This is a genomic window from Lachnoanaerobaculum sp. (assembly GCF_057250505.1).
On sequence record NZ_DBHIEQ010000003.1, the window covers coordinates 126859 to 147656 of the forward strand.

A 20798-nucleotide genomic window follows, 5' to 3' on the forward strand; every position below is an offset into this window, starting at 1 on the left:
ATCTTAGACATTGCGTCTTTTGCTATTTTTGACTTGGTATCGGAATCCAAGAAAAAATCAGAGCCTTTGCTGTCAATCACTTCAGAATCGGAGTTTACAAGCATCATAAAAACAGGGTATGAACCTGATGAATTGTAGTCATGTATCGGTGAATTGATAGCGGTGGTAAGGGCGGTCTTAAGGCTGCTGTACAGAGTGTATCTGTTGAATAGGAAAGGGAAGATAAGTAAAAACAGCAGTAAAAATATACTGACGGATGACAAAAGCAAGGTAAGTCTTCTTTGTAATTTTTTAATCATCTTTACATTTCTCCAAGTGGTAACCGAGTCCTCTGCTTGCCACTATCGAAATATCCGAGGAGAGGCTTTTTAATTTTTTTCTGAGGAAACCTATATAAACTTCAACATTATTTTCCGTAGCGTCACTGTCATATCCCCAAATCTTTTCCAAGAAAAAGTTCTTTGAGATATTGTTCTTACCCTCCTTTAAAAGAAGTCTCATCATCTGAAACTCTTTGGATGAAAGTCTGATCGAGTTTTCGCCTGAGATAAGCTCACCCGAGTCAAGGTCAAGTACGGTATCGCCGAAACTTATCTGGTTGACTTCTTTTCCCTGTCTGCGAAGCAGTGCATTGACACAGGCTAGGAGTTCCCTTCTGTCAAAAGGTTTTGTAAGATAGTAGTCGGCACCTGAATCAAGACCTTCCACTCTGTCAAGGATATCCGACTTTGCTGTCAGCATAAGTATAGGTACACCGTTTTTTTGTGCCCTAAGTGTTTTGGCTACCTGAAAGCCGTTCAGTTTCGGCAGCATTATATCAAGTATGAGCAGATCAAAATGTGAGCTTTTTGCAAACTCAAGTCCTTCCAAGCCGTCATAGGCACAGACCACATCATGTCCTTCCAAGATTTCTTTAACAGATGAGGCAAGCAAGATCTCATCTTCAACAACTAAAATATTCATACACACTCCAAAAACAAGTATTAACTTGATTGTATAAACCTTATATCGCTGTGTCAAGAAAATAGATTTTACAGAGTAATTGATTTTAAATATATATGTATAATGCTGTAAATTATGACATTCTTAATTGATAACTATAAAAATATGTGGGATAATAAGGGAAGACTAAGAATAGGAGACAGGGTATGCAGGATAATAAAGAGTGGAATAATATCAGAGATAATGTTGTAGATGTTTTTGATGAAAATAATACCTTTAATCAGGCCAAGGAGTTTTCCAATAAGGCCTTGGATATATTAAGGCGAGTCGGTAATCCGATACAGTACAATAAGAATGTGAATGTAAATACGGTTCCGAAAAAAGTAAAAGAAAATAAGAAGACATACCTAAAGGCGAACAGAGGAGATTTGCTGATAAGGATTTTTTTCGGTATACCGATAATGATAATTTTTGCTATACCGATGTTTGTCACGGCTTTGACGGTACTTCCGTTTTCTCTTAAGATATGGCTTATTATAATGGTTGCATTGGCTCCTTTTTTTGCAGTGGGAGCGTTACTTGCAATACCGGCACTATCAAATCTGAAGCTTGTAGACGAGGCTGAAAAATATTATCGTATAATGAATGACAAGCTTTATATGAATATAGACGATATCGCCATGTTTGCAAACGAAAGCAGAGATAATGTAGAGAGGAATTTGCGAAAGCTGATTGAGAGAAGGAATTTTCCGCAGGGACATATAGATGCAAGCGGTCAGTGCTTTATGTTAAATAATGAGGTATATAAAGAGTATTTGGCACTTGAAGACCAGAGAAGAAGTCAGCAGGTAATAGAGGATAAGAATATATCGGAGGGAAGTATAATACCTGAGGGCAGACAGTATGTACTTTCTATCAAAGAGATGCACCTTGGAATCAAATCCGAGCCTATGTCATCCAAGCTTACAAAGCTTGAGACTGTGCTGGTTGCAATATTTGACAGGGTGGAAAAGGAGCCTGACGAGTTAAAGAAACTTGATAAGTTGATGAGGTATTATCTGCCTACTACAATAAAGCTTATAAAGACTTATTCCGATTTCGACAATGTGATTTCACCTGATGAGGAAATATTAAGTACTAAAAAAGAGATTGAATTGACAATTGATTCTATAAATGAAGCCTGCATGGAATTCCAGAACAGACTTTATAAGGATACTGCGTTTGATGCCGATACCGATGCGGCATTGCTTAAGACAATGTTGGCAAAAGAAGGTCTTATAGACGAAATGAAATAATGAGGTGTGACTATGAATGAGAATGATTTAAAAAAAGACGATATGAATTCACTTGATGATATGTTAAAAGAGGCTCCAAGCTTAAGCTTTGATATGCCTGAGGTAAAGCCTGAAGTTGTTGAGATAAAAGAAGAAAAGAAAAATGAAACACCTGAAGTCAAGCTCTCACCTGAGGAAGAAAAGATGGTGGAGGAGTTTGCGTCAAAGATAGATATATCCAATTCACAGGCGATACTTGCATATGGTGTGGGAAGTCAAAAAAAGATTGCGGACTTTTCTGAAAACGCACTTGAGAGAGTAAAGACAAAAGACCTCGGTGAGATAGGCGATATGCTTGCAGGAGTGGTCGGTGAAATCCGTTCACTTGAAACTGAGGAAGATGAAAAGGGGCTTTTCGGTTTCTTTAAGAAAACAAGCAATAAGCTGGCAAATCTTAAGGCAAAGTATGACAAGGTGGAAACCAATGTCAACAATATTGCAAAGGCGCTTGAGGACCATCAGGTGACTCTTATGAAGGATGTGCTGATGCTTGATAAGATGTATGAGTTAAATATGAACTACTACAAGGAATTGTCTATGTACATTTTGGCAGGAAAGAAAAGGCTTGAAAGGGCCAACAATGTGGAGTTGCCTGAGCTTATAAAAAAGGCCGATGAGAGCGGTCTGCCTGAGGATACACAAAAGGCGAAGGATTTCTCACAGATGATAAACCGCTTTGAAAAGAAGATATACGACCTCGAGCTTACAAAGACCGTATCACTTCAGATGGCACCTCAGATAAGACTTATCCAAAACAACGACTCTATGATGTCTGATAAGATACAGTCAACCATTGTAAACACCATTCCGCTTTGGAAGAATCAGATGGTAATCGCTATAGGATTAAAGCATTCAAACGATGCCGCCAAGGCACAAAAGGCTGTATCGGATATGACCAATGAGCTTCTAAAGAGAAATGCGGACGCCCTAAAGACTGCCACTATAGAGACCGCAAAGGAATCGGAGCGCGGTATAATTGATATTGAAACTCTTAAAAATACAAATAAGACTTTGATATCCACCTTTGATGAGGTTATAAAGATACAGGATGAGGGCAGACAAAAGAGAAAAGAAGCGGAAGCCGAGCTTAAAAACATAGAAAACGAGATGAGAACAAAGCTTCTTGAAATCAGTAACAGACAGGCAAACAGTAACAGATAGGAATAAAAATGAACAATTGGAGACAAAGATATCATATTGAACCGAAGAGCGGATGGTTGAACGACCCTAACGGGCTTTGCTTTTTTAAGGGATACTACCATGTGTTTTATCAGTATGCCTATGAAGCTGTAGGCGGAAATAAGTACTGGGCACATCTTAAATCAAAGGATTTGATAAATTGGGAGGAGGCGCCTTTGTTTTTATCTCCCGATAAGGAGTTTGATAAAAACGGAGCCTACTCAGGTTCCGCATTGGTAAAGGATGATATTATGCATATCTTCTATACCGGCAATGTAAAGCATAAGGGAGACTTTGACTATATAAATACTGGCAGAGAAAATAACACGGTCCATGCGGTGAGCAAAGACGGCGAGTGTGTGGATTCAAAGAATGTGATAATGTTTAATAAGGATTATCCTGACGGACTTACTTTGCATGTGAGAGACCCTAAGGTGTTTGAGTATGAAGGCAAATATTACATGGTACTCGGCGCAAGGACAAAAGAGGACAAGGGTGAGGTGCTTGTATATGAGTCTGAGGATTTGGACAGCTGGAATCATATCAGAACTTTTGAGACTATGGCAAAGTTCGGGTATATGTGGGAATGTCCGGATCTGTTTGAGATAAACGGGCAGTGGATTTTGATGGCTTGTCCGCAGGGGCTTGAGGGCGGAAAGTATGAATTCCAAAATATCTACTCATGCGGATATTTCATTATAGACGGTGATTTCAGAAAAAACGGCTATATTGTGGAGTATAAGGAAGCGGATTTGGGATTTGATTTTTATGCACCGCAGACCTTTACACATGAGGGAAGAAGACTTCTACTCGGATGGATGGGTATGCCTGATGCAAAGTATACAAACCCGACTGTCGAGTACGGATATCAGCACTGTATGAGCACATTCAGAGAGTTGGATTTTGACAATGATACTCTTATTATGAAGCCTGCAAAGGAATACGAATCTCTCAGAAAGCATTGCTTTGATTTTGATGAGGAGAATAAGTCTTACAGTGTAGGTGATGACAGAGCCTTTGACCTTGAGACCCAAAATTTCGGCGATAAGTTTGATATTGAAATTTTTGATACTCTAAAGCTTGATTTTGATTCCGGTAGAGGTGACTTTGAGCTGTCATTTATTGCGAACGGATACGGCAGAGATGCAAGATATATAAGAGTAAAAAAGATAGAAAATCTCAGACTTATGATTGATGCAAGTTCCGTAGAGGTGTTTGTAAATGACGGTAAGTATGTGATGTCAAACAGAATGTATCCAAGTGAGTATAAGGATATTAAAGTAAACGGCAATATCACAGGAAAGCTTTATAAGTTGGATGTTTAGGTTTTTTAAAAATAGAAAAGATAGTAATATGAAGTTGATAGTTGGATTGGGGAATCTGGGAAGAGAGTATGTAAACACCAGACATAATGCAGGCTTTTATGTGGTTGAAAAGCTTGCATATGAGCTTGGCGAGGATATAACCGAGAGAAAATATAAGGGACTGTTTGCAAAGGTAAGGATTGGAAATGAAAAAGCCATACTGCTTGAGCCGCAGACATATATGAATAACAGCGGTGAGTCCGTCAGAGCCTTTATGGACTACTTTAAGATAGAGGCAAAGGATGTAATAGTGGTGTATGACGATATAAATCTTGAACCCGGAAATTTGCGTATCAGGTTAAAGGGAAGTGCCGGAGGACACAACGGCATCAAGTCTTTGATTGCACATATGGGTACATCGGATTTCCCGAGAGTAAAGATGGGAGTAGGTGAAAAGCCTGCAAGAATGGACCTTGCAGACCATGTGCTGGGGCATTTTAATGCTGAGGATAAAAAGAAGCTTGATGAAGCCGCATCACATGCGATAGAGGCTATAAAGCTGATGGTGGACGGTCAGTATGATACGGCAATGAACAAATACAATGTAAAAAAGACTAAGTAAGGAAGTATATGAGTTTATTTGAAAATCCCTTAAAGAAACTTGCGGATTTTGAGTCTTTGGAAGAAAGTATAAAAAAAGAGAAGTTTCCTTTACAGGTTACCGATATTTCCGAGCCCGGAAAGGCACATTTGATTTCCGAGCTTATGAAGGATGACAGGTCTTGGAAACTGGTAATTACATATGATGAGGACAATGCGAGCAGGCTATATGAAGATATAGGCTGCTTTTTGGGCGAGGTCTATTTCTACCCTGCCAGAGACTTGCTTTTTTTCAATGCGGATATAAGATCTTTGCAGATAACTTCAAAAAGAGTTGAGGTGTGGAAGCATCTTAGAGAAGATAAATGCGGTGTGGTGGTTACTACAGTTGATGCGCTTATGGACAAACTTGAGGACTATCATAAGTTTTGTAATGCCACACTTGAGATAAAAAAAGAAGACAAAATTGACTTGGAAGAAATGTCAAAAAAGCTTACTGATATAGGATATGAGAGAAGCTTTGAGACAGACAATCCGGGACAGTTTTCAATAAGAGGCGGAATACTGGATATTTTTCCTCTGACTGAGGAAAATCCTGTAAGAATAGAGTTGTGGGATGACGAGATAGATGCTATGAAAAGCTTCGACCCTGCAAGTCAGAGGTCTATAGAGGAGCTTGAGTACGTTAATATTTATCCTGCAAAGGAAAGAGAAATCGGAGGAGAAGAATCTTTTCTCAGATATTTTGATTATAAAAATACTTTGATATATATTGACGAGCCTGCAAGGACAATGGACAAGGCAATAAGGACTGAGGAAGAATATAATCAGAGTGCGGCAGGCAGAATAGAATCGGGTCAGTACAATAAGGAGGATATCCCCGATATATTCGGTGCAAAGGAGGTATTCCATTTTTTGAATAAGTCTCCGGCCGTTGCTCTTACGGGGCTTGATAACAGGATAAAAGAACTTGAGGTGAAGTCTGTTTATTCCGTCTTTTCAAGAATGAGCGGTGTATATCATGAGGACTTTACAAATCTTGTGGACGACCTTAAAAGATACAAGTCCGACAAGACAAAGGTTGCACTTATCTGTGCATCAAAGACCAGAGCGAAGAGACTTTGTGACAGCTTTGTAAATGACTATGCGCTTGACGCTTTTTTTGCTGAGGAAAATTCTGACGTGAATATTGCTCCCGGTCAGATAGCGATATTTGTCGGAAATATACATTCAGGTTTTGAGTACCCTGCACTCAACTTTGCGGTGATTTCCGAAAGCGATATCTTTAAGGACAAAAAGAAGAAAAAGAAAAGAAACAAAGAGTATGAGGGAGACAGAGTAACCTCTCTAAGTGAGCTTTATATAGGAGATTATGTCGTACATGAGGACCATGGACTGGGAGTCTACAAGGGTATAGAAAAGATAGAAAGAGACGGCATTATAAAGGACTATGTAAAGATAGAGTATCAGGGCGGCGACAACTGCTTTGTACCGGTTTCAAAACTTAACAGAATCCAAAAGTACGGCGGCGCCGAGATAAAGAAACCTAAGTTAAATAAGCTTGGCGGCGTTGAGTGGTCAAAAACCAAAAACAAGGTAAAGACTGAAGTCGAGGAAATGGCAAAGGAACTTGTGACTTTGTATGCAAGCAGATTAAACGGCAAGGGAGTGGTATACGGTGAGGACACACTTTGGCAAAGAGAGTTCGAGGAGATGTTTGAGTATGAGGAGACATATGACCAGTTAAAGGCTATTGAAGATGCAAAGAGAGATCTTGAGACCGGAAAGATAATGGACAGGCTTGTATGTGGTGATGTGGGTTACGGTAAGACAGAGATTGCACTGAGGACCGCTTTTAAGGTAATACAGGAGGGCTATCAGGTATTATACCTTGTGCCTACCACTATTTTGGCAAGACAGCATTACAATACTTTTGTACAGAGAATGAAGGATTTTCCGGTAAAGATTGCGCTCTTATCAAGGTTTAATACCAAAAAGGAACAGACAAAGACTATAGAGGATCTTAACAAGGGGCTTGTGGATATAGTGATAGGTACTCACAGACTCTTATCAAAGGATGTGGTACCTAAAAAACTCGGACTTGTGATAGTGGATGAGGAGCAGCGATTCGGAGTAAAGCATAAGGAGAAGCTTAAGCAACTTTGTGAGAATGTAAATGTGCTGACACTTACGGCTACACCTATACCGAGAACATTACATATGTCACTTTCCGGTATCAGGGACTTGTCAGTGCTTGAGGAACCGCCTGTTGACAGAAAGCCTATCCAGACATATGTAATGGAGTACCATGATGAGACTGTTAAGGAGGCCATCAGAAGAGAGGTGGCCAGAGGAGGTCAGGTTTATTATCTTTATAACAGAGTCAACAATATAGAGGAAGTGGCGGCACATGTGAGGGCTTTGTTACCTGATATTGATGTTGAGTATGTGCACGGCAGAATGAATGAGAGAGAACTTGAAGCCAAGATGGTGGACTTTATAAACGGTGATGTGGACGTGCTTGTCACTACCACCATAGTGGAGACGGGGCTTGATGTACCTAATGCCAATACCATAATAGTCCACGATGCTGACAGGCTCGGTCTTTCACAGCTTTACCAGCTTCGAGGAAGAGTGGGCAGGAGTAAAAGAAGTGCTTATGCCTTCCTTATGTATACAAGAAACAAGCTTTTATCGGAGGAAGCGTCAAAGAGACTTAAGGCAATCAGAGAATTTACGGAACTGGGTTCCGGAATAAAGATTGCTATGAGAGATCTTGAGATAAGAGGTGCAGGCAATGTACTTGGTGTGACACAACACGGACATATGGAAGAGGTCGGATATGATTTGTATGTGAAGCTTTTAAATACGGCGGTCACCGCTTTAAAGACAGGAAAGCCTGTGGAAGAGGAAGTTGAGGCAAGTGTTGAGATTGATGACAGCGCCTATATTCCAAGTGATTATATTGACAATGAAGAGACCAAGCTTGAGATATATAAAAAGATCGCTCTTGTAAAAACCGAGGAGGATTTTTCGGATATGCAGGACGAGCTGATAGACAGATTCGGTGAGATGCCGAAACCTGTCGGCAATCTTTTGTATGTTGCAAGGATAAAGGCATTGGCAAGTTCTATGTTTATCACCGATGTAATTGTGAACAAGTTGCAGATAAAGTGGACAATGCGAGAAAATAAGCAGATGAATATGGATAACTTGGATAATTTCCTAAAGTCATTCGGCAAAAGCCTCACGGTAAAGTACGATAAAGTACTGAACTGGGAGTACAGAGACAGAGAAAAAATCTCCACGGAAGACAGGATGGAGTTTGCAGTGGAGCTGTTTGAGAGGATGAAGGAGGAGCTGTTTTAGACAGTTTTTAAAAATCATTTGACAAATATAGATAAATACAAGTATACTTAAATACGCACAGCCGGGGAGATAGCGGTGTCCTGTACCTACAATCCGCTTTAGTAGGGGTGATGCCTTGCCTAGGGTGTACATTTGCTTAGCAGTCTAAAGCAAGTGGTGTTGAAGTGGGGGTCCCCACGCAATGGAAACTTTCGAACCGTGTCAGGACAGGAATGTAGCAGCACTAAGGAAGACCTTTCATGTGCCGTGAGATAGCCGCCGCGGAGTTAACTACTTTGGCAACGTTTGTGAATGGCATTCGAAGCAAGGCGTGCATAAAAGAGCATTATCAAGGAATCAAGGGGGATTTTTTGATAATGCTCTTTGTGTTTAGTGTTTGTTGATTTTATAACAATACTATTGAAAAAATTTTTTCATTAATATAAAATAATGTAGATATTTAGAGGCTACTTATTTGTTACTGAATTAAACAAGTAGCCGGAAGCATAGAGTTTGTCCGTTTTGATAGGAGGAAATATATGGCAATAAAGACTATAGGTGTATTAACAAGTGGTGGAGACGCGCCGGGAATGAATGCGGCTATTAGAGCGGTTGTTAGAACAGCGATTCACAATGGAATAAATGTAAAAGGAATCATGAGAGGTTATGCAGGTCTTTTACAGGAAGAAATAGTGGATATGGAAAGTACAAGTGTATCTGAGATAATCCACAGAGGAGGTACAATCCTTTATACTGCAAGATGCCAGGAGTTCACAACAGCTGAAGGACAAAAGAAAGGTGCTGAAATCTGTAAAAAGCACGGTATTGACGGTGTAGTGGTTATCGGCGGTGACGGTTCATTCAAAGGTGCAGGTAAGCTTTCCGCACTTGGAATCAACACAATAGGTATTCCGGGAACTATCGACCTTGATATAGCTTGTACAGACTATACAATAGGATTTGATACAGCGGTGAATACAGCTATGGATGCTATTGACAAAGTAAGAGATACATCTACATCACATGAGAGATGTTCTATAATAGAGGTAATGGGAAGAAATGCAGGATATATCGCACTTTGGTGCGGATTTGCAAACGGTGCGGAGGATGTATTGTTGCCTGAGAGATATGACGGTAATGAGCAGGCGCTTATAGACAGGATTATTGAGAACAGAAAGCGCGGTAAAAAGCATCATATCATAATCAATGCCGAGGGAATCGGACATTCCGTTTCTATGGCAAAGAGAATTGAAGCCGCTACAGGGATAGAGACAAGAGCTACAATACTTGGATATATGCAAAGAGGTGGAGCTCCTACATGTATGGACAGAGTATACGCTTCAATAATGGGAGCCAAGGCTGTAGAGCTTTTGTTGGCAGGAAAGTCAAACAGACTTGTAGCCTACAAAAACGGTGAGTTTGTAGATTTTGATATTCAGGAAGCATTGGCAATGAAGAAGGATATATCGGAAGACCAGTTCAGAATATGCAAGCTTTTGGTAAGATAATATGCCTGAAATGATAAACGGATATGACTTCGATTTAACAAAGAGTGATTCAATCGTTCTTTGCGGCGCAAGTTCATATGTTCAGAAGTATTATTTTAACGAAAAATTCAAACGATTACCGGATGAGATAAAAGATGAACTGAAGATAATGTGTGTGTCTTTTGCCGAAGAGGCGGGAGGCATACTCACATTGGAGTTTGACAAATCCGGAAATCTGAATTTTTGTGTAAGAGTCGACGACGGAGATTTCTACTTTGACGATATTGAAAGCGGACTGAGGATAAGTTCTTATCAAAGAAAAAAAGAAGAGCTTTTGTTACAGCTTGAGCTTTTTTATAAAGTGGTATTTTTGGGAGAAAATGTGGACGGCAATGATTGACAGGCTGATATTTTATATAAAAAAATATGAAGGCGTCCTGCTCTACCTTATATTCGGTGTGCTGACTACTGCGGTGAATTTTGCAGTATATTATATTTGCTATACAAAATTTCATTGGATAAACCTTGTAAGCAATACCGTTGCATGGATATTGTCGGTTATGTTTGCTTTTATAACCAATAAAATATGGGTATTTAAAAGCAAAAGTTTTCAGACGGAACTTGTACTGAGGGAGCTGATAACATTCGTCGTGTCAAGGTTGTCCACATGGCTTTTGGAAACGGTTATTATGATTGTGGGAGTAGATATATTAAAGGGATATTGGCTGATTGCAAAGATTATTGCAAGTGTGCTTGTAGTCATACTCAACTATGTTTTTTCAAAATTATTTATTTTTAGAAAGAATAATGAAAATGCTTAAGAACTTTAAAATCGGAAATATAAATATAGAGGGCGGATTGTGCCTTGGACCAATGGCAGGTGTAAGCGACTTGCCATTTCGTCATTTATGTAAGGAAATGGGAGCTTCGCTGCTTGTTACAGAGATGGTAAGTGCAAAGGCGATATATTTTAAGAATAAAAATACAGAGCCGCTTATGAAAATAGACAAGGCTGAACATCCTATAGCATTGCAACTTTTCGGTTCGGACCCTGATATAATAGCCGAGATGGCGGCAAGTATAGAAGACGGAGATTTCGATATATTCGACTTCAATATGGGTTGCCCCGTACCGAAGATAGTCAATAACGGTGAAGGTTCCGCACTGATGAAAAATCCGAAACTTGTGGAAGAGATATTGTCAAAGCTTGTAAAGAGTGTAAAAAAGCCTGTGACACTGAAGATAAGAAGGGGCTTTAATGAAGATAATATCAATGCCGTTGAGATTGCAAAGATAGCGGAAGGTGCAGGTGTAAGCGCTGTTGCCGTACACGGAAGAACCAGAGAGCAATACTACTCAGGTAAGGCGGATTGGAATATTATAAGAGATGTAAAGTCGGCACTCAGTATACCTGTAATAGGTAACGGTGATGTGGTAGACGGCGAAAGTGCAAAGAGAATGTATGAGTATACAGGCTGTGACGGGATAATGATTGCAAGAGCGGCAAGAGGAAATCCTTGGATATTTAGGGAGATAAGGGCATATCTGAACGGAGATACTCAGGAAAAACCTACTGCAAAAGAGATAGTTGATATGATTTTAAGGCATTGTAAGATTCAGATGGAATACGACGATGAAATTATGGCTGTCAGAAAGATGAGAAAGCATGTGGCGTGGTATACACATGGTATGAAGGGTTCTTCAGCACTTAGAGATAAGGTGAACCATGTTGAAAAATACGATGAGCTGGAGTCACTGCTTAAGTCTACAGTGTGATATTATGTAAATTTTAATACATAAATATAAAAAATATGTTACAATGGTGGCAGAGTATGTGAATATAAGTTTTAGTCGTATATAAGGCTTTACTATATTAAATTTACATATCTATTTTACATCCCAACCGGAGGATATATGAATAGAAAAGAACAGTATAAGCGTATTTTAAAATTCGGTTCGGCTGCCGTTATATTGCTTATTGAAGTGGGACTTTATTGGCTGCTTTGGCAACTGTATCTCAACAATGTAATAGAAGAAAGATTCTGGAGAAGAGGAATCTGGCTGATTTCCGCACTGTACGGTGTGCTTTTGGTATTCTTTTTGCAGACCTACGGCGGACTTAAAATAGGTTACCTGAAAAGAGGAAATATAATTTATTCGCATATACTTTCACTTTTTATAGTGAATACGATAGGATACTTTATATTGGCTCTGATTGATAAGAGGTTTCATTCGCCGGTCTCTTTTATACTGTTGACTGTTGTAGACGGGATAATAGTTTTTATTTGGGTTTTTTTATTTCAATGGATATACGGTGTACTCTTTCCGCCGAGAAGATTGTTGGTAGTATACGGAGTGAGGCCGGTATTTTCCATAATGGAAAAGATAGGCGCCAGAGACGACAAGTATGTTATCGGAGGGTCTATAAGCATTGATGAGGGCATTGATAAGATAATGGCAAAAGCTGAAGAATTTGAAGGCATTGTCGTAGGTGATGTACCTTCACATGAAAGAAACCTCATCCTAAAAAAGTGCTATGACTCAAGTATCAGAGTGTATATGATACCGAAGATAAGCGATATTTTGGTAAGGTCATCTACCAACCTGAATCTTTTTGATACACCGATACTTCTTTCAAAGAATGAGGGATTGCAGATAGATCAGATGGTGGTAAAGAGATTTATAGACATTGTGGTAAGCTTGATAGGAATAATACTTACATCTCCGTTATTTGTGATATTCGGGGCGGCAATACATCTGACAGACAGAGGCCCCATTTTTTACACGCAGACCAGACTTACAATAGACGGTAAGCTTTTTAAGATATATAAGTTCAGAACTATGAGAGTGGATGCGGAAAAAGACGGAGTGGCAAGGCTTGCGGGTGAAGTTGACGACAGGATAACAGATGTGGGTAAGATACTAAGAGCTACGAGGCTTGATGAGTTGCCGCAGTTATTTAATATAATAAAAGGTGAGATGAGCCTTGTAGGTCCAAGACCTGAGAGACCTGAAATCGCAGCAGAGTATATGGAGGATTTGCCTGAGTTTGCTATGAGACTGAAGATGAAGGCGGGACTTACAGGATATGCACAGGTGCATGGAAAGTACAATACCACCCCGTATGATAAATTAAAATTGGATTTACATTATATAAGAAACTACAGTCTTTGGATGGATCTTATTTTGATTGTGCTGACTCCGAAGGTTTTATTTATGAAGGAGTCTACAGAGGGCGTAGGAGAAGGCGAGACAAATGCCAATAATAAGGATAAGTAAAAGCAGGGTGCAAACCTGCTTTTTTTGTGATAAGATGGTGTTACACGGCAAGATTTCTATTTTTTCATATGTTGACAAAAATCATATAAGCGTATACAATAAAAGAGAACATACATTCGATGGAGGTTGTTATGAAAAAGGATAAAAATTCCAAAGCAACACAACAAGTAAAACAGGTAACGGAACATAGTGAGAAGCAGGCGGCGCTTGAGTCCGCTCTGACACAGATAGAGAAAGCATACGGTAAGGGTTCGGTGATGAAGCTTGGAGACGGTAATATTCACATGAATGTGGAGACTATTCCGACAGGTTCACTGGGTCTTGATATAGCACTTGGAGTAGGCGGTATCCCGAAGGGCAGAATAATAGAAGTATACGGTCCCGAGTCATCAGGTAAGACTACGGTAGCTCTTCATATGGTTGCGGAAGCACAGAAACTTGGAGGTATTGCGGCGTTTATTGATGCCGAGCATGCACTTGATCCTGCGTATGCCGAGAGGATAGGTGTCAATATAAATGAGTTATATGTATCACAGCCTGACAACGGTGAACAGGCACTTGAGATTACAGAGACGATGGTAAGATCCGGAGCCATTGATATTATCATAGTTGACTCCGTAGCGGCCCTTGTACCTAAGGGAGAGATAGAAGGTGATATGGGTGACTCACATATGGGCTTGCAGGCAAGACTTATGAGTCAGGGACTTAGGAAGCTTACAGGTATAGTAAGTAAGAGTAACTGTATAGTTATTTTTATCAACCAGCTTAGAGATAAGATAGGAGTTATGTTCGGCAGTCCCGAGACCACTACAGGCGGTAGAGCATTGAAGTTCTATGCCTCAGTAAGACTTGACGTAAGAAAAGTCGAGCAGATAAAGCAGGGCGGAGAGCTTATAGGTACAAAGACCAGAATAAAGGTAGTGAAGAACAAGGTTGCACCTCCTTTTAAAGAGGCCGAGTTTGATATCATGTACGGACTGGGTATATCAAAGGCCGGAGAGATACTTGACCTTGGAGTTGCAAGCGATGTTATAGAAAAGGGCGGTGCATGGTATTCCTATGATGGTAACAAGATCGGCCAAGGCAGAGAGAATGCAAAGAAATTCCTCTTGGACAACCCTGATATATGTGAGAAGGTGGAAGTACAGATAAGAGAGAAGTTCAAACTTGCATCTGAAAACGGCGAAAAACTTATAGAGTACGATCCTATAGACGGAGAGGAAGATGAAGAATTTGACGGCTCACCTATAGAAGAAGAGAATGCAAACGGAGTTGTACTAGAGGAAGAAGATTGATTGTAAGAGAGATTATTCCGATAAACACTAAAAAGAGCAGGATTATCTTTGATGACAATGAAAGTTTTGCCCTATATAAGGGTGAGATGAGAAGATTGGATATCGAAGTCGGTAGGGAGATAGAGGAAGAAGAATATTATATAACTATCTACCCTACCCTAAAAAAGAGAGCCTTTGCGAGACTTTTACATATACTGGAAAGATCGTTTAAGTCGGAGAATGACCTTATAAAGAAGCTGAGGCTCTCTTTTTATCCTGAAGAAGCTGTCAAGGAAGCTATAGAAAAGGCTAAGAAATTCGGATATATAAATGATGAAAGATATGCAGAGCGCTATGTATTCACATATAAAGACAAATACAGCAAGCTGAATTTGAAATATAAATTGATGGAAAAAGGCATCAATAAAGAAATTATAGATAATGTACTTGAGGAAGCGGACATAGATGAATCACCTATGATCATGAAACTCTTGGAGAAAAAGCATTACTTTGAGATGGATGAGCCGGAAAAAAAGCAAAAGATAATAGCTTCAATAATGAGAAAAGGTTATAAATATACTAAGATAAAGGATGTAATAAAGGACATTGCCGCAGATGAATAGGATTGCGACAATGTCCTTTTTGTGCAATTATTGGTATAAAGAAGTAGTTAAATAACAAACATACTTGTTAAATAAAAGACTTTTCAGAAAAGTATTACAAAATTTGTTGAAAAAGTATATAATGATGGTAAAGAGTTCGTATCAAAAATTAACAAAGATATGTGCTGTTATTATTTCATGAAATAAAATAATAATATATGTAAGGCAAACATATATATATATATACCGTGAGGTAAATAATACTAGGAGTAAGAGGTTATGAGTAGATTAGAGATAGTCTCCCCAAGTAGAGCAAGAATTGTAATGGAGGAGCTATACAAAAACTTGGAAAGAAGAATCGAGGCATCTCCTCCGGGACTTTGTCCGGTGGATATGTCAAGAGCTTTCCTTGAGCTGGCTCACGCTCAAACATGTGGTAAATGTGTTCCATGTAGAATCGGCTTAGGACAACTTGAGAAGTTGATTGAGAATGTGCTTGACGGTAAGGGCAGTATGGCTTCCCTTAAGTTGATGGAAAAGACCGCCCTAAGCATTATGGAATCGGCAGATTGCGCCATAGGATACGAGGCGGCCAATATGGTTTATAAGGGTATTATAGGATATAGAGACGACTATATAGAACATATAGCACATGGCAGATGTACATGCTCATACAATCAGCCTGTGCCTTGTGTAAACTTATGTCCTGCACAGGTAGATATACCGGGATACATTGCCCTTATAAAAGAAGGCAGATATGCGGATTCGGTCAGACTTATAAGAAAAGACAATCCGTTCCCTACTACATGTGGGTTCATATGTGAACATCCTTGTGAAGCCAGATGTAGAAGAAATATGGTGGATGACTCTATAAATATTCGCGGACTCAAGAGAGTTGCGGCAGATTTTGCAGGAGAGGTCGATCCTCCGAAATGTGCTCCGTCTACAGGTAAGAAGATTGCGATACTTGGCGGAGGACCGGGCGGACTCAGTGCGGCATACTTTTTGCAGCTGATGGGACATCAGACTACAGTGTATGAGATGCTTCCTGAACTTGGCGGTATGCTAAGATACGGTATACCGAATTACAGATTGCCTAAGGACAGATTGGACGAGGATATAAGGGCAATATTAAAGACAGGTGTTAAAATAAAGCATGGTCTTAAGATAGGCGAGGATATTTCCATCAATGATTTAAGGAATGCCTATGATGCGGTACTTATAACTATAGGTGCAAGTACAGATAAGAAGCTGGGTCTTGAGCATGAGGATGCTGAGGGCGTTGTTTCGGCTGTAGAGTTTTTGCGTGATGTGGGAAAGAACATCATAAAAAATTTGACAGGCAAGAATGTATGTGTAATAGGCGGTGGAAATGTATCTATGGACGCGGTAAGAACCGCAAAGAGAATGGGTGCGAAAAAGGTAAGCATTGCCTATAGAAGAAGGGTTGCAGATATGACAGCACTACCTACAGAGGTGGAAGCTGCAGTTGCGGAGGGTATTGAACTTAGAACCCTTATGGCACCGTCTTCAATAGATGTGGATGAGAACAACCATATAAAGGGTATATATGTTAAACCTCAGATGATTTCCGCTATAAAGGATGGCAGAGCAAGTGTTAAAGCTACAGGTGAAGATGATGTATATATTCCATGTGATATCCTTGTAGTGGCAATAGGTCAGAACATAGAGACAAAGCATTTTGAAGATGCGGGAATTCCTGTATCAGGTGGAAAGATTATTACCGATTCTACAGGTGCATTCAAGGATATGCCGGGAGTATTTGCCGGAGGAGATTGTGCCAGCGGACCTGCTACAGTTATCAAGGCAATCGGTGCGGCTAAGGTGGTAGCTGCAAACATTGACGAGTACTTAGGTTATCACCATCAGATAAGTGTGGATGTGGAAATTCCTGAGGCAGGTCTTGAGGATAAGAGCCCTTGCGGTAGAGTGGAACTTACAGAAAGAGAAGCTTGTGAAAGAGTTCTTGATTTTGAAGGCGTTGAAAATTGCATGACTGAAAAAGAGGCGAAGCAAGAAGCAGGCAGATGTCTAAGGTGTGACCACTTCGGCTTCGGTATTTTCAAAGGAGGTAGGGAGAGTATATGGTAAACTTAACTATTGATAATATACCTGTTTCCGTAAAAGAAAATACTACAATTATGGAAGCGGCGGCAGGAATAAATATAGAGATTCCGAAATTATGTTTCTTAAAAGGTCTGAACGAAATAGCGGCGTGCAGAGTATGCGTTGTTGAGCTGAAGGGTAAGGATAAACTTATAACTTCTTGTAATAATGTATGCGAAGAGGGTATGGAAATCTTTACAAACAGTAAGAAAGTAATCAGAGACAGAAGAAAGACTGTAGAGCTTATACTTTCACAACATGATAACAGGTGTGTAATATGCGCTAAGAGCGGCAACTGTTCACTTCAAAAAGTAGCCAATGATTTGAATATACTTGAGATTCCTTTTGCCGTTGAACTTGAAAAACAGCCGTGGAATAAGAATTTTCCGCTTATCAGAGATTCATCAAAATGTATTAAGTGCATGAGATGTATACAGGTTTGTGATAAGATGCAGACACTCAGTGTATGGGATTTGCACGGTACTGGTGCCAGAACTACTGTTAATGTAACAGGATATAAGAAGATTGAAGAAGCCGACTGCTCACTTTGCGGTCAGTGTATTACACATTGTCCTGTCGGTGCATTAAGCGAAAGAGATGATACTTCCAAGTTCTGGGATGCAATTGCAGACCCTGAAAAGACTGTGGTAGTTCAGATTGCACCGGCTGTAAGAACGGCTTGGGGTGAAGTATTCGGTCTGAAAGACAAGGATGCTACAGTAGGAAAGATTGTGGATGCATTGAAGAAAATGGGTGCAGACTATGTATTTGATACATCATTCTCGGCAGATCTTACTATTATGGAAGAGGCGAATGAGTTTGTACACAGATATACCAACGGTTTGATCGGTGACAGACCTATGTTTACTTCTTGTTGTCCGGGTTGGGTAAGATTTGCAAAGTCACAGTTCCCTAGGATGGCAAAATCACTTTCTACAGCAAAGTCACCTCAACAGATGTTCGGCGCGGTAATGAAGTCTTATTTTGCAGAGAAGATCGGGGTAAATCCTGAAAATATGGTATCCGTTTCCATCATGCCTTGTGTAGCCAAGAAGGGTGAAAGAGAAATGGAACTCTTCCATGGAGAGTATGCAGGTCACGATGTGGATATAGCGCTTACTACAAGAGAGCTTACCCGTATGATAAGAGCGTCACATATAAATCCGAAGAGTCTGAAAGATGTGGTAGCCGACAGACCTATGGGTGATTATTCGGGAGCCGGAGTTATATTCGGTGCTACCGGAGGAGTAATGGAGGCGGCTCTTAGAACAGCTTACAACATTATAAAGAAGGAGAATCCGCCGGCGGATGCATTTAAGCCTGTGAGAAGTAAGGCGTTCCAAGAGAATGACGGAACCATTGAGGCTAAGTTTAAGATAGATGATATAGAACTTAATATCGCCGTGGTGAGCGGACTAGGTAATACCAGAAAGTTGCTTAACAAGATTGAGCGTGGTGAAGCAAAGTATGACTTTGTAGAAGTTATGGCTTGCCCGGGAGGTTGCGTAGGCGGCGGCGGACAGCCTGTAAAAGACGGCTACGAGCTTGCATTTGACAGAGGCAAGAAGCTTTACTTCCTGGATGAGAACTCCGAGATAAGATACTCGCATGAGAATAAAGACATTATTGCACTGTATGACGAGTATTTCCATAAACCGCTTTCACATAAGGCACATGAGCTTTTGCATGTACACGAGTAATGTTATATTTTTGAAATTGTGAGTTACATATAAGTGCAGGTGTATCAGATAATTTATTTTCTAAGGAAGTGTTTTTACATTTCCTTAGAATTTTTGTATACAGTATATTCAAGATGGAGATTAGAGTATGTTGTTTAATATCTTTAATAAAAGAAAGCCGGAGTGGAAGCTTGATATTGACGGAGAAGAAAAGGGCGGATGTACAGCACAAGAAGTTGAAAGCCTGTTGGATTCCATAAAAAACGGTAAGATATATTTTATTGTTCTGACACCGGCGAAGAATTTGGATGTAAATAACAGAAGATTGAATTTCGTACAGATATGTAGGGATGAGGGAGATGAGAACTATCATTTTGAAGTAAGCACATCGGATGATAATAACAGCGACAACATTATTATCTATGGAAAGGAGGGATTCGCCAAAGATAAGGTAACGGATATGATTCAACTCCTTATGAAGGATAATATAGTTCCCGATTGTTCAGGCTGGGAGGTTGTATTTGACAGTGCTGATGTCAAGATAGCTAATTTGGAGGTCTACAAAGAGCTTGTAAAGACCATATCGGATAATGAAGCTTTTTTACAAAATATGGACAGGTGTTTTTGTCATCCGAGAGAGTACTTTAAAGATAATGCGGACAGGTATGAAGAGAGAGGTATTACAAACAGAGATGCTATAGATACCTTTGTTTGGATTGCCTTAGCAGATGAGCTGCTTGAGAGCGGGGTAGCTATAGAACTTGATTGGAAAGAGGAGAAAGAGGAGTTCTTATCAAGTATAGAAGGATTGGCAAATGAGAATGATCTTGTTGTAGATGACGTTTTGCTTGATGATGAAGGGGATATTCCGACTTGGTGTAAAGAATTGGACAATAAATGGACGAAGGACGGATATTGTATAGCAGGCATTGATATAGACAGTGACAGTTATCTATTATTTGTATGTAAAACGGATAAGCTAAAGCGTTTGACAGAACTTGCTAAGAGTATAAATCACAGGATTGATTTTGCTCAAAATATGTAGTTTCCTTATTTGTCAAAAATGTGTTAAAAAACCTTGAAAAAGTTATTGACAAGATAAGAGTTATTCTTGTATAATGTGTAAGCATTGCGAAAGCAATCAAGGAGAAATACTCAAGAGGCCGAAGAGGCGCCCCTGCTAAGGGTGTAGGTCGGGCAACCGGCGCGAGGGTTCAAATCCCTCTTTCTCCGTTCTTGTCAATAACTCCAAAAAGTTATTGACAAGAAAAAACAGATATGATAAGATATCTAAGTTGCTCGAACAGAGCAAGAGTTCAAAAAGTTTGAAAAAAGAATAAAAAACTTCTTGACAAGCTGAAATGAACTTGATATAATAGTAAAGCTGTTTGAGACAGCGAAGCAATGAACCATGATAATTTAAGATTAAACAGTACACACAACCCTGAAAATTCACATTTTTTTCTTAGCGAGAACGAGCGAAGCGAAGTTCGAACTTAGAAAAATAGCGTACCTCGTCGAGCGAAGCGAGACGATGGTGCTACCATTTAAAATATGATGAAGTTTCAGCAAACAACGTTTAGATTCAAACAGAATTTAAAACCTAAACAAAACAGTAGATCTGTGAAAACAGATGCAAGCTA

General features: G+C 39.8%; 16 protein-coding genes, 1 tRNA gene, 1 other RNA gene and 1 pseudogene. 17 read left to right on the top strand and 2 right to left on the bottom strand.

Going from position 1 to position 20798, the window contains the following annotated elements; all coding sequences use genetic code 11:
- Both ACO6FI_RS02565 and ACO6FI_RS02570 read right to left on the bottom strand, forming a co-directional pair.
- Nucleotides 1-299, bottom strand: a pseudogene (locus ACO6FI_RS02565) (sensor histidine kinase); the annotation flags it as partial.
- A complete protein-coding gene (locus tag ACO6FI_RS02570; RefSeq protein ID WP_485455969.1) occupies nucleotides 292-963 on the bottom strand; it encodes a response regulator transcription factor in 672 nt (223 codons plus the stop codon). The gene ACO6FI_RS02570 and the pseudogene ACO6FI_RS02565, both read right to left, overlap by 8 nt.
- A gap of 185 nt (nucleotides 964-1148) precedes the next feature.
- Between ACO6FI_RS02570 and ACO6FI_RS02575 the strand changes: the two genes are divergently transcribed.
- From ACO6FI_RS02575 to ACO6FI_RS02655, 17 genes are all read left to right on the top strand, one after another.
- The gene (locus ACO6FI_RS02575) at nucleotides 1149-2237 is read left to right on the top strand and encodes a 5-bromo-4-chloroindolyl phosphate hydrolysis family protein (protein ID WP_485455970.1); all 1089 of its coding nucleotides are present in this window, start codon (nucleotides 1149-1151) and stop codon (nucleotides 2235-2237) included.
- Nucleotides 2238-2249: 12 nt separating this feature from the next.
- The gene (locus tag ACO6FI_RS02580) at nucleotides 2250-3437 is read left to right on the top strand and encodes a toxic anion resistance protein (RefSeq protein WP_485455971.1); all 1188 of its coding nucleotides are present in this window, start codon (nucleotides 2250-2252) and stop codon (nucleotides 3435-3437) included.
- Nucleotides 3438-3445: 8 nt separating this feature from the next.
- Nucleotides 3446-4780 carry a glycoside hydrolase family 32 protein gene (locus ACO6FI_RS02585; protein ID WP_485455972.1) on the top strand — a complete coding sequence of 445 codons (1335 nt, stop codon included), beginning with the start codon at nucleotides 3446-3448 and terminating at the stop codon, nucleotides 4778-4780.
- A gap of 28 nt (nucleotides 4781-4808) precedes the next feature.
- Nucleotides 4809-5381, top strand: coding sequence for an aminoacyl-tRNA hydrolase (gene pth / locus ACO6FI_RS02590; protein WP_485455973.1), 573 nt, complete (start codon nucleotides 4809-4811; stop codon nucleotides 5379-5381).
- Nucleotides 5382-5389: 8 nt separating this feature from the next.
- Nucleotides 5390-8728, top strand: a complete 3339-nt coding sequence (mfd, locus tag ACO6FI_RS02595; RefSeq protein WP_485455974.1) for a transcription-repair coupling factor — start codon at nucleotides 5390-5392, stop codon at nucleotides 8726-8728.
- Between the two features lie 53 nt (nucleotides 8729-8781).
- Nucleotides 8782-9044: signal recognition particle sRNA large type (gene ffs, locus ACO6FI_RS02600), an RNA gene on the top strand.
- A gap of 202 nt (nucleotides 9045-9246) precedes the next feature.
- Entirely contained in the window at nucleotides 9247-10215 is a 969-nt protein-coding gene (pfkA, locus tag ACO6FI_RS02605; RefSeq protein WP_060930653.1) for a 6-phosphofructokinase, read from the top strand.
- Between the two features lies 1 nt (nucleotide 10216).
- Complete coding sequence (locus ACO6FI_RS02610) at nucleotides 10217-10594, top strand: DUF6145 family protein (protein WP_485455975.1); 378 nt, start codon at nucleotides 10217-10219, stop codon at nucleotides 10592-10594.
- Nucleotides 10575-11015 carry a GtrA family protein gene (locus ACO6FI_RS02615; RefSeq protein ID WP_485455976.1) on the top strand — a complete coding sequence of 147 codons (441 nt, stop codon included), beginning with the start codon at nucleotides 10575-10577 and terminating at the stop codon, nucleotides 11013-11015. Before ACO6FI_RS02610 ends, ACO6FI_RS02615 begins: the two co-directional genes overlap by 20 nt.
- A complete protein-coding gene (gene dusB, locus ACO6FI_RS02620; protein WP_485455988.1) occupies nucleotides 11008-11970 on the top strand; it encodes a tRNA dihydrouridine synthase DusB in 963 nt (320 codons plus the stop codon). The genes ACO6FI_RS02615 and dusB overlap by 8 nt, the downstream gene beginning before the upstream one ends.
- A gap of 138 nt (nucleotides 11971-12108) precedes the next feature.
- Nucleotides 12109-13473: a sugar transferase gene (locus ACO6FI_RS02625; RefSeq protein WP_485455977.1), complete on the top strand. Its 1365-nt coding sequence runs from the start codon at nucleotides 12109-12111 to the stop codon at nucleotides 13471-13473.
- A 131-nt stretch (nucleotides 13474-13604) separates the two neighbouring features.
- On the top strand, nucleotides 13605-14768 hold the full coding sequence (gene recA, locus ACO6FI_RS02630) for a recombinase RecA (RefSeq protein WP_485455978.1): 1164 nt from the start codon (nucleotides 13605-13607) through the stop codon (nucleotides 14766-14768).
- A complete protein-coding gene (locus tag ACO6FI_RS02635; protein WP_485455979.1) occupies nucleotides 14765-15370 on the top strand; it encodes a regulatory protein RecX in 606 nt (201 codons plus the stop codon). The genes recA and ACO6FI_RS02635 overlap by 4 nt, the downstream gene beginning before the upstream one ends.
- Nucleotides 15371-15628: 258 nt before the next feature.
- Entirely contained in the window at nucleotides 15629-17461 is a 1833-nt protein-coding gene (locus ACO6FI_RS02640) for an NAD(P)-binding protein (protein ID WP_485455980.1), read from the top strand.
- Complete coding sequence (locus ACO6FI_RS02645) at nucleotides 17455-19176, top strand: [FeFe] hydrogenase, group A (protein ID WP_485455981.1); 1722 nt, start codon at nucleotides 17455-17457, stop codon at nucleotides 19174-19176. Before ACO6FI_RS02640 ends, ACO6FI_RS02645 begins: the two co-directional genes overlap by 7 nt.
- 127 nt (nucleotides 19177-19303) lie before the next feature.
- A complete protein-coding gene (locus ACO6FI_RS02650) occupies nucleotides 19304-20200 on the top strand; it encodes a DUF6630 family protein (RefSeq protein ID WP_485455982.1) in 897 nt (298 codons plus the stop codon).
- 100 nt (nucleotides 20201-20300) lie between these two features.
- Nucleotides 20301-20388: transfer RNA gene (locus ACO6FI_RS02655), tRNA-Ser, on the top strand.
- Nucleotides 20389-20798: the final 410 nt, after the last annotated feature.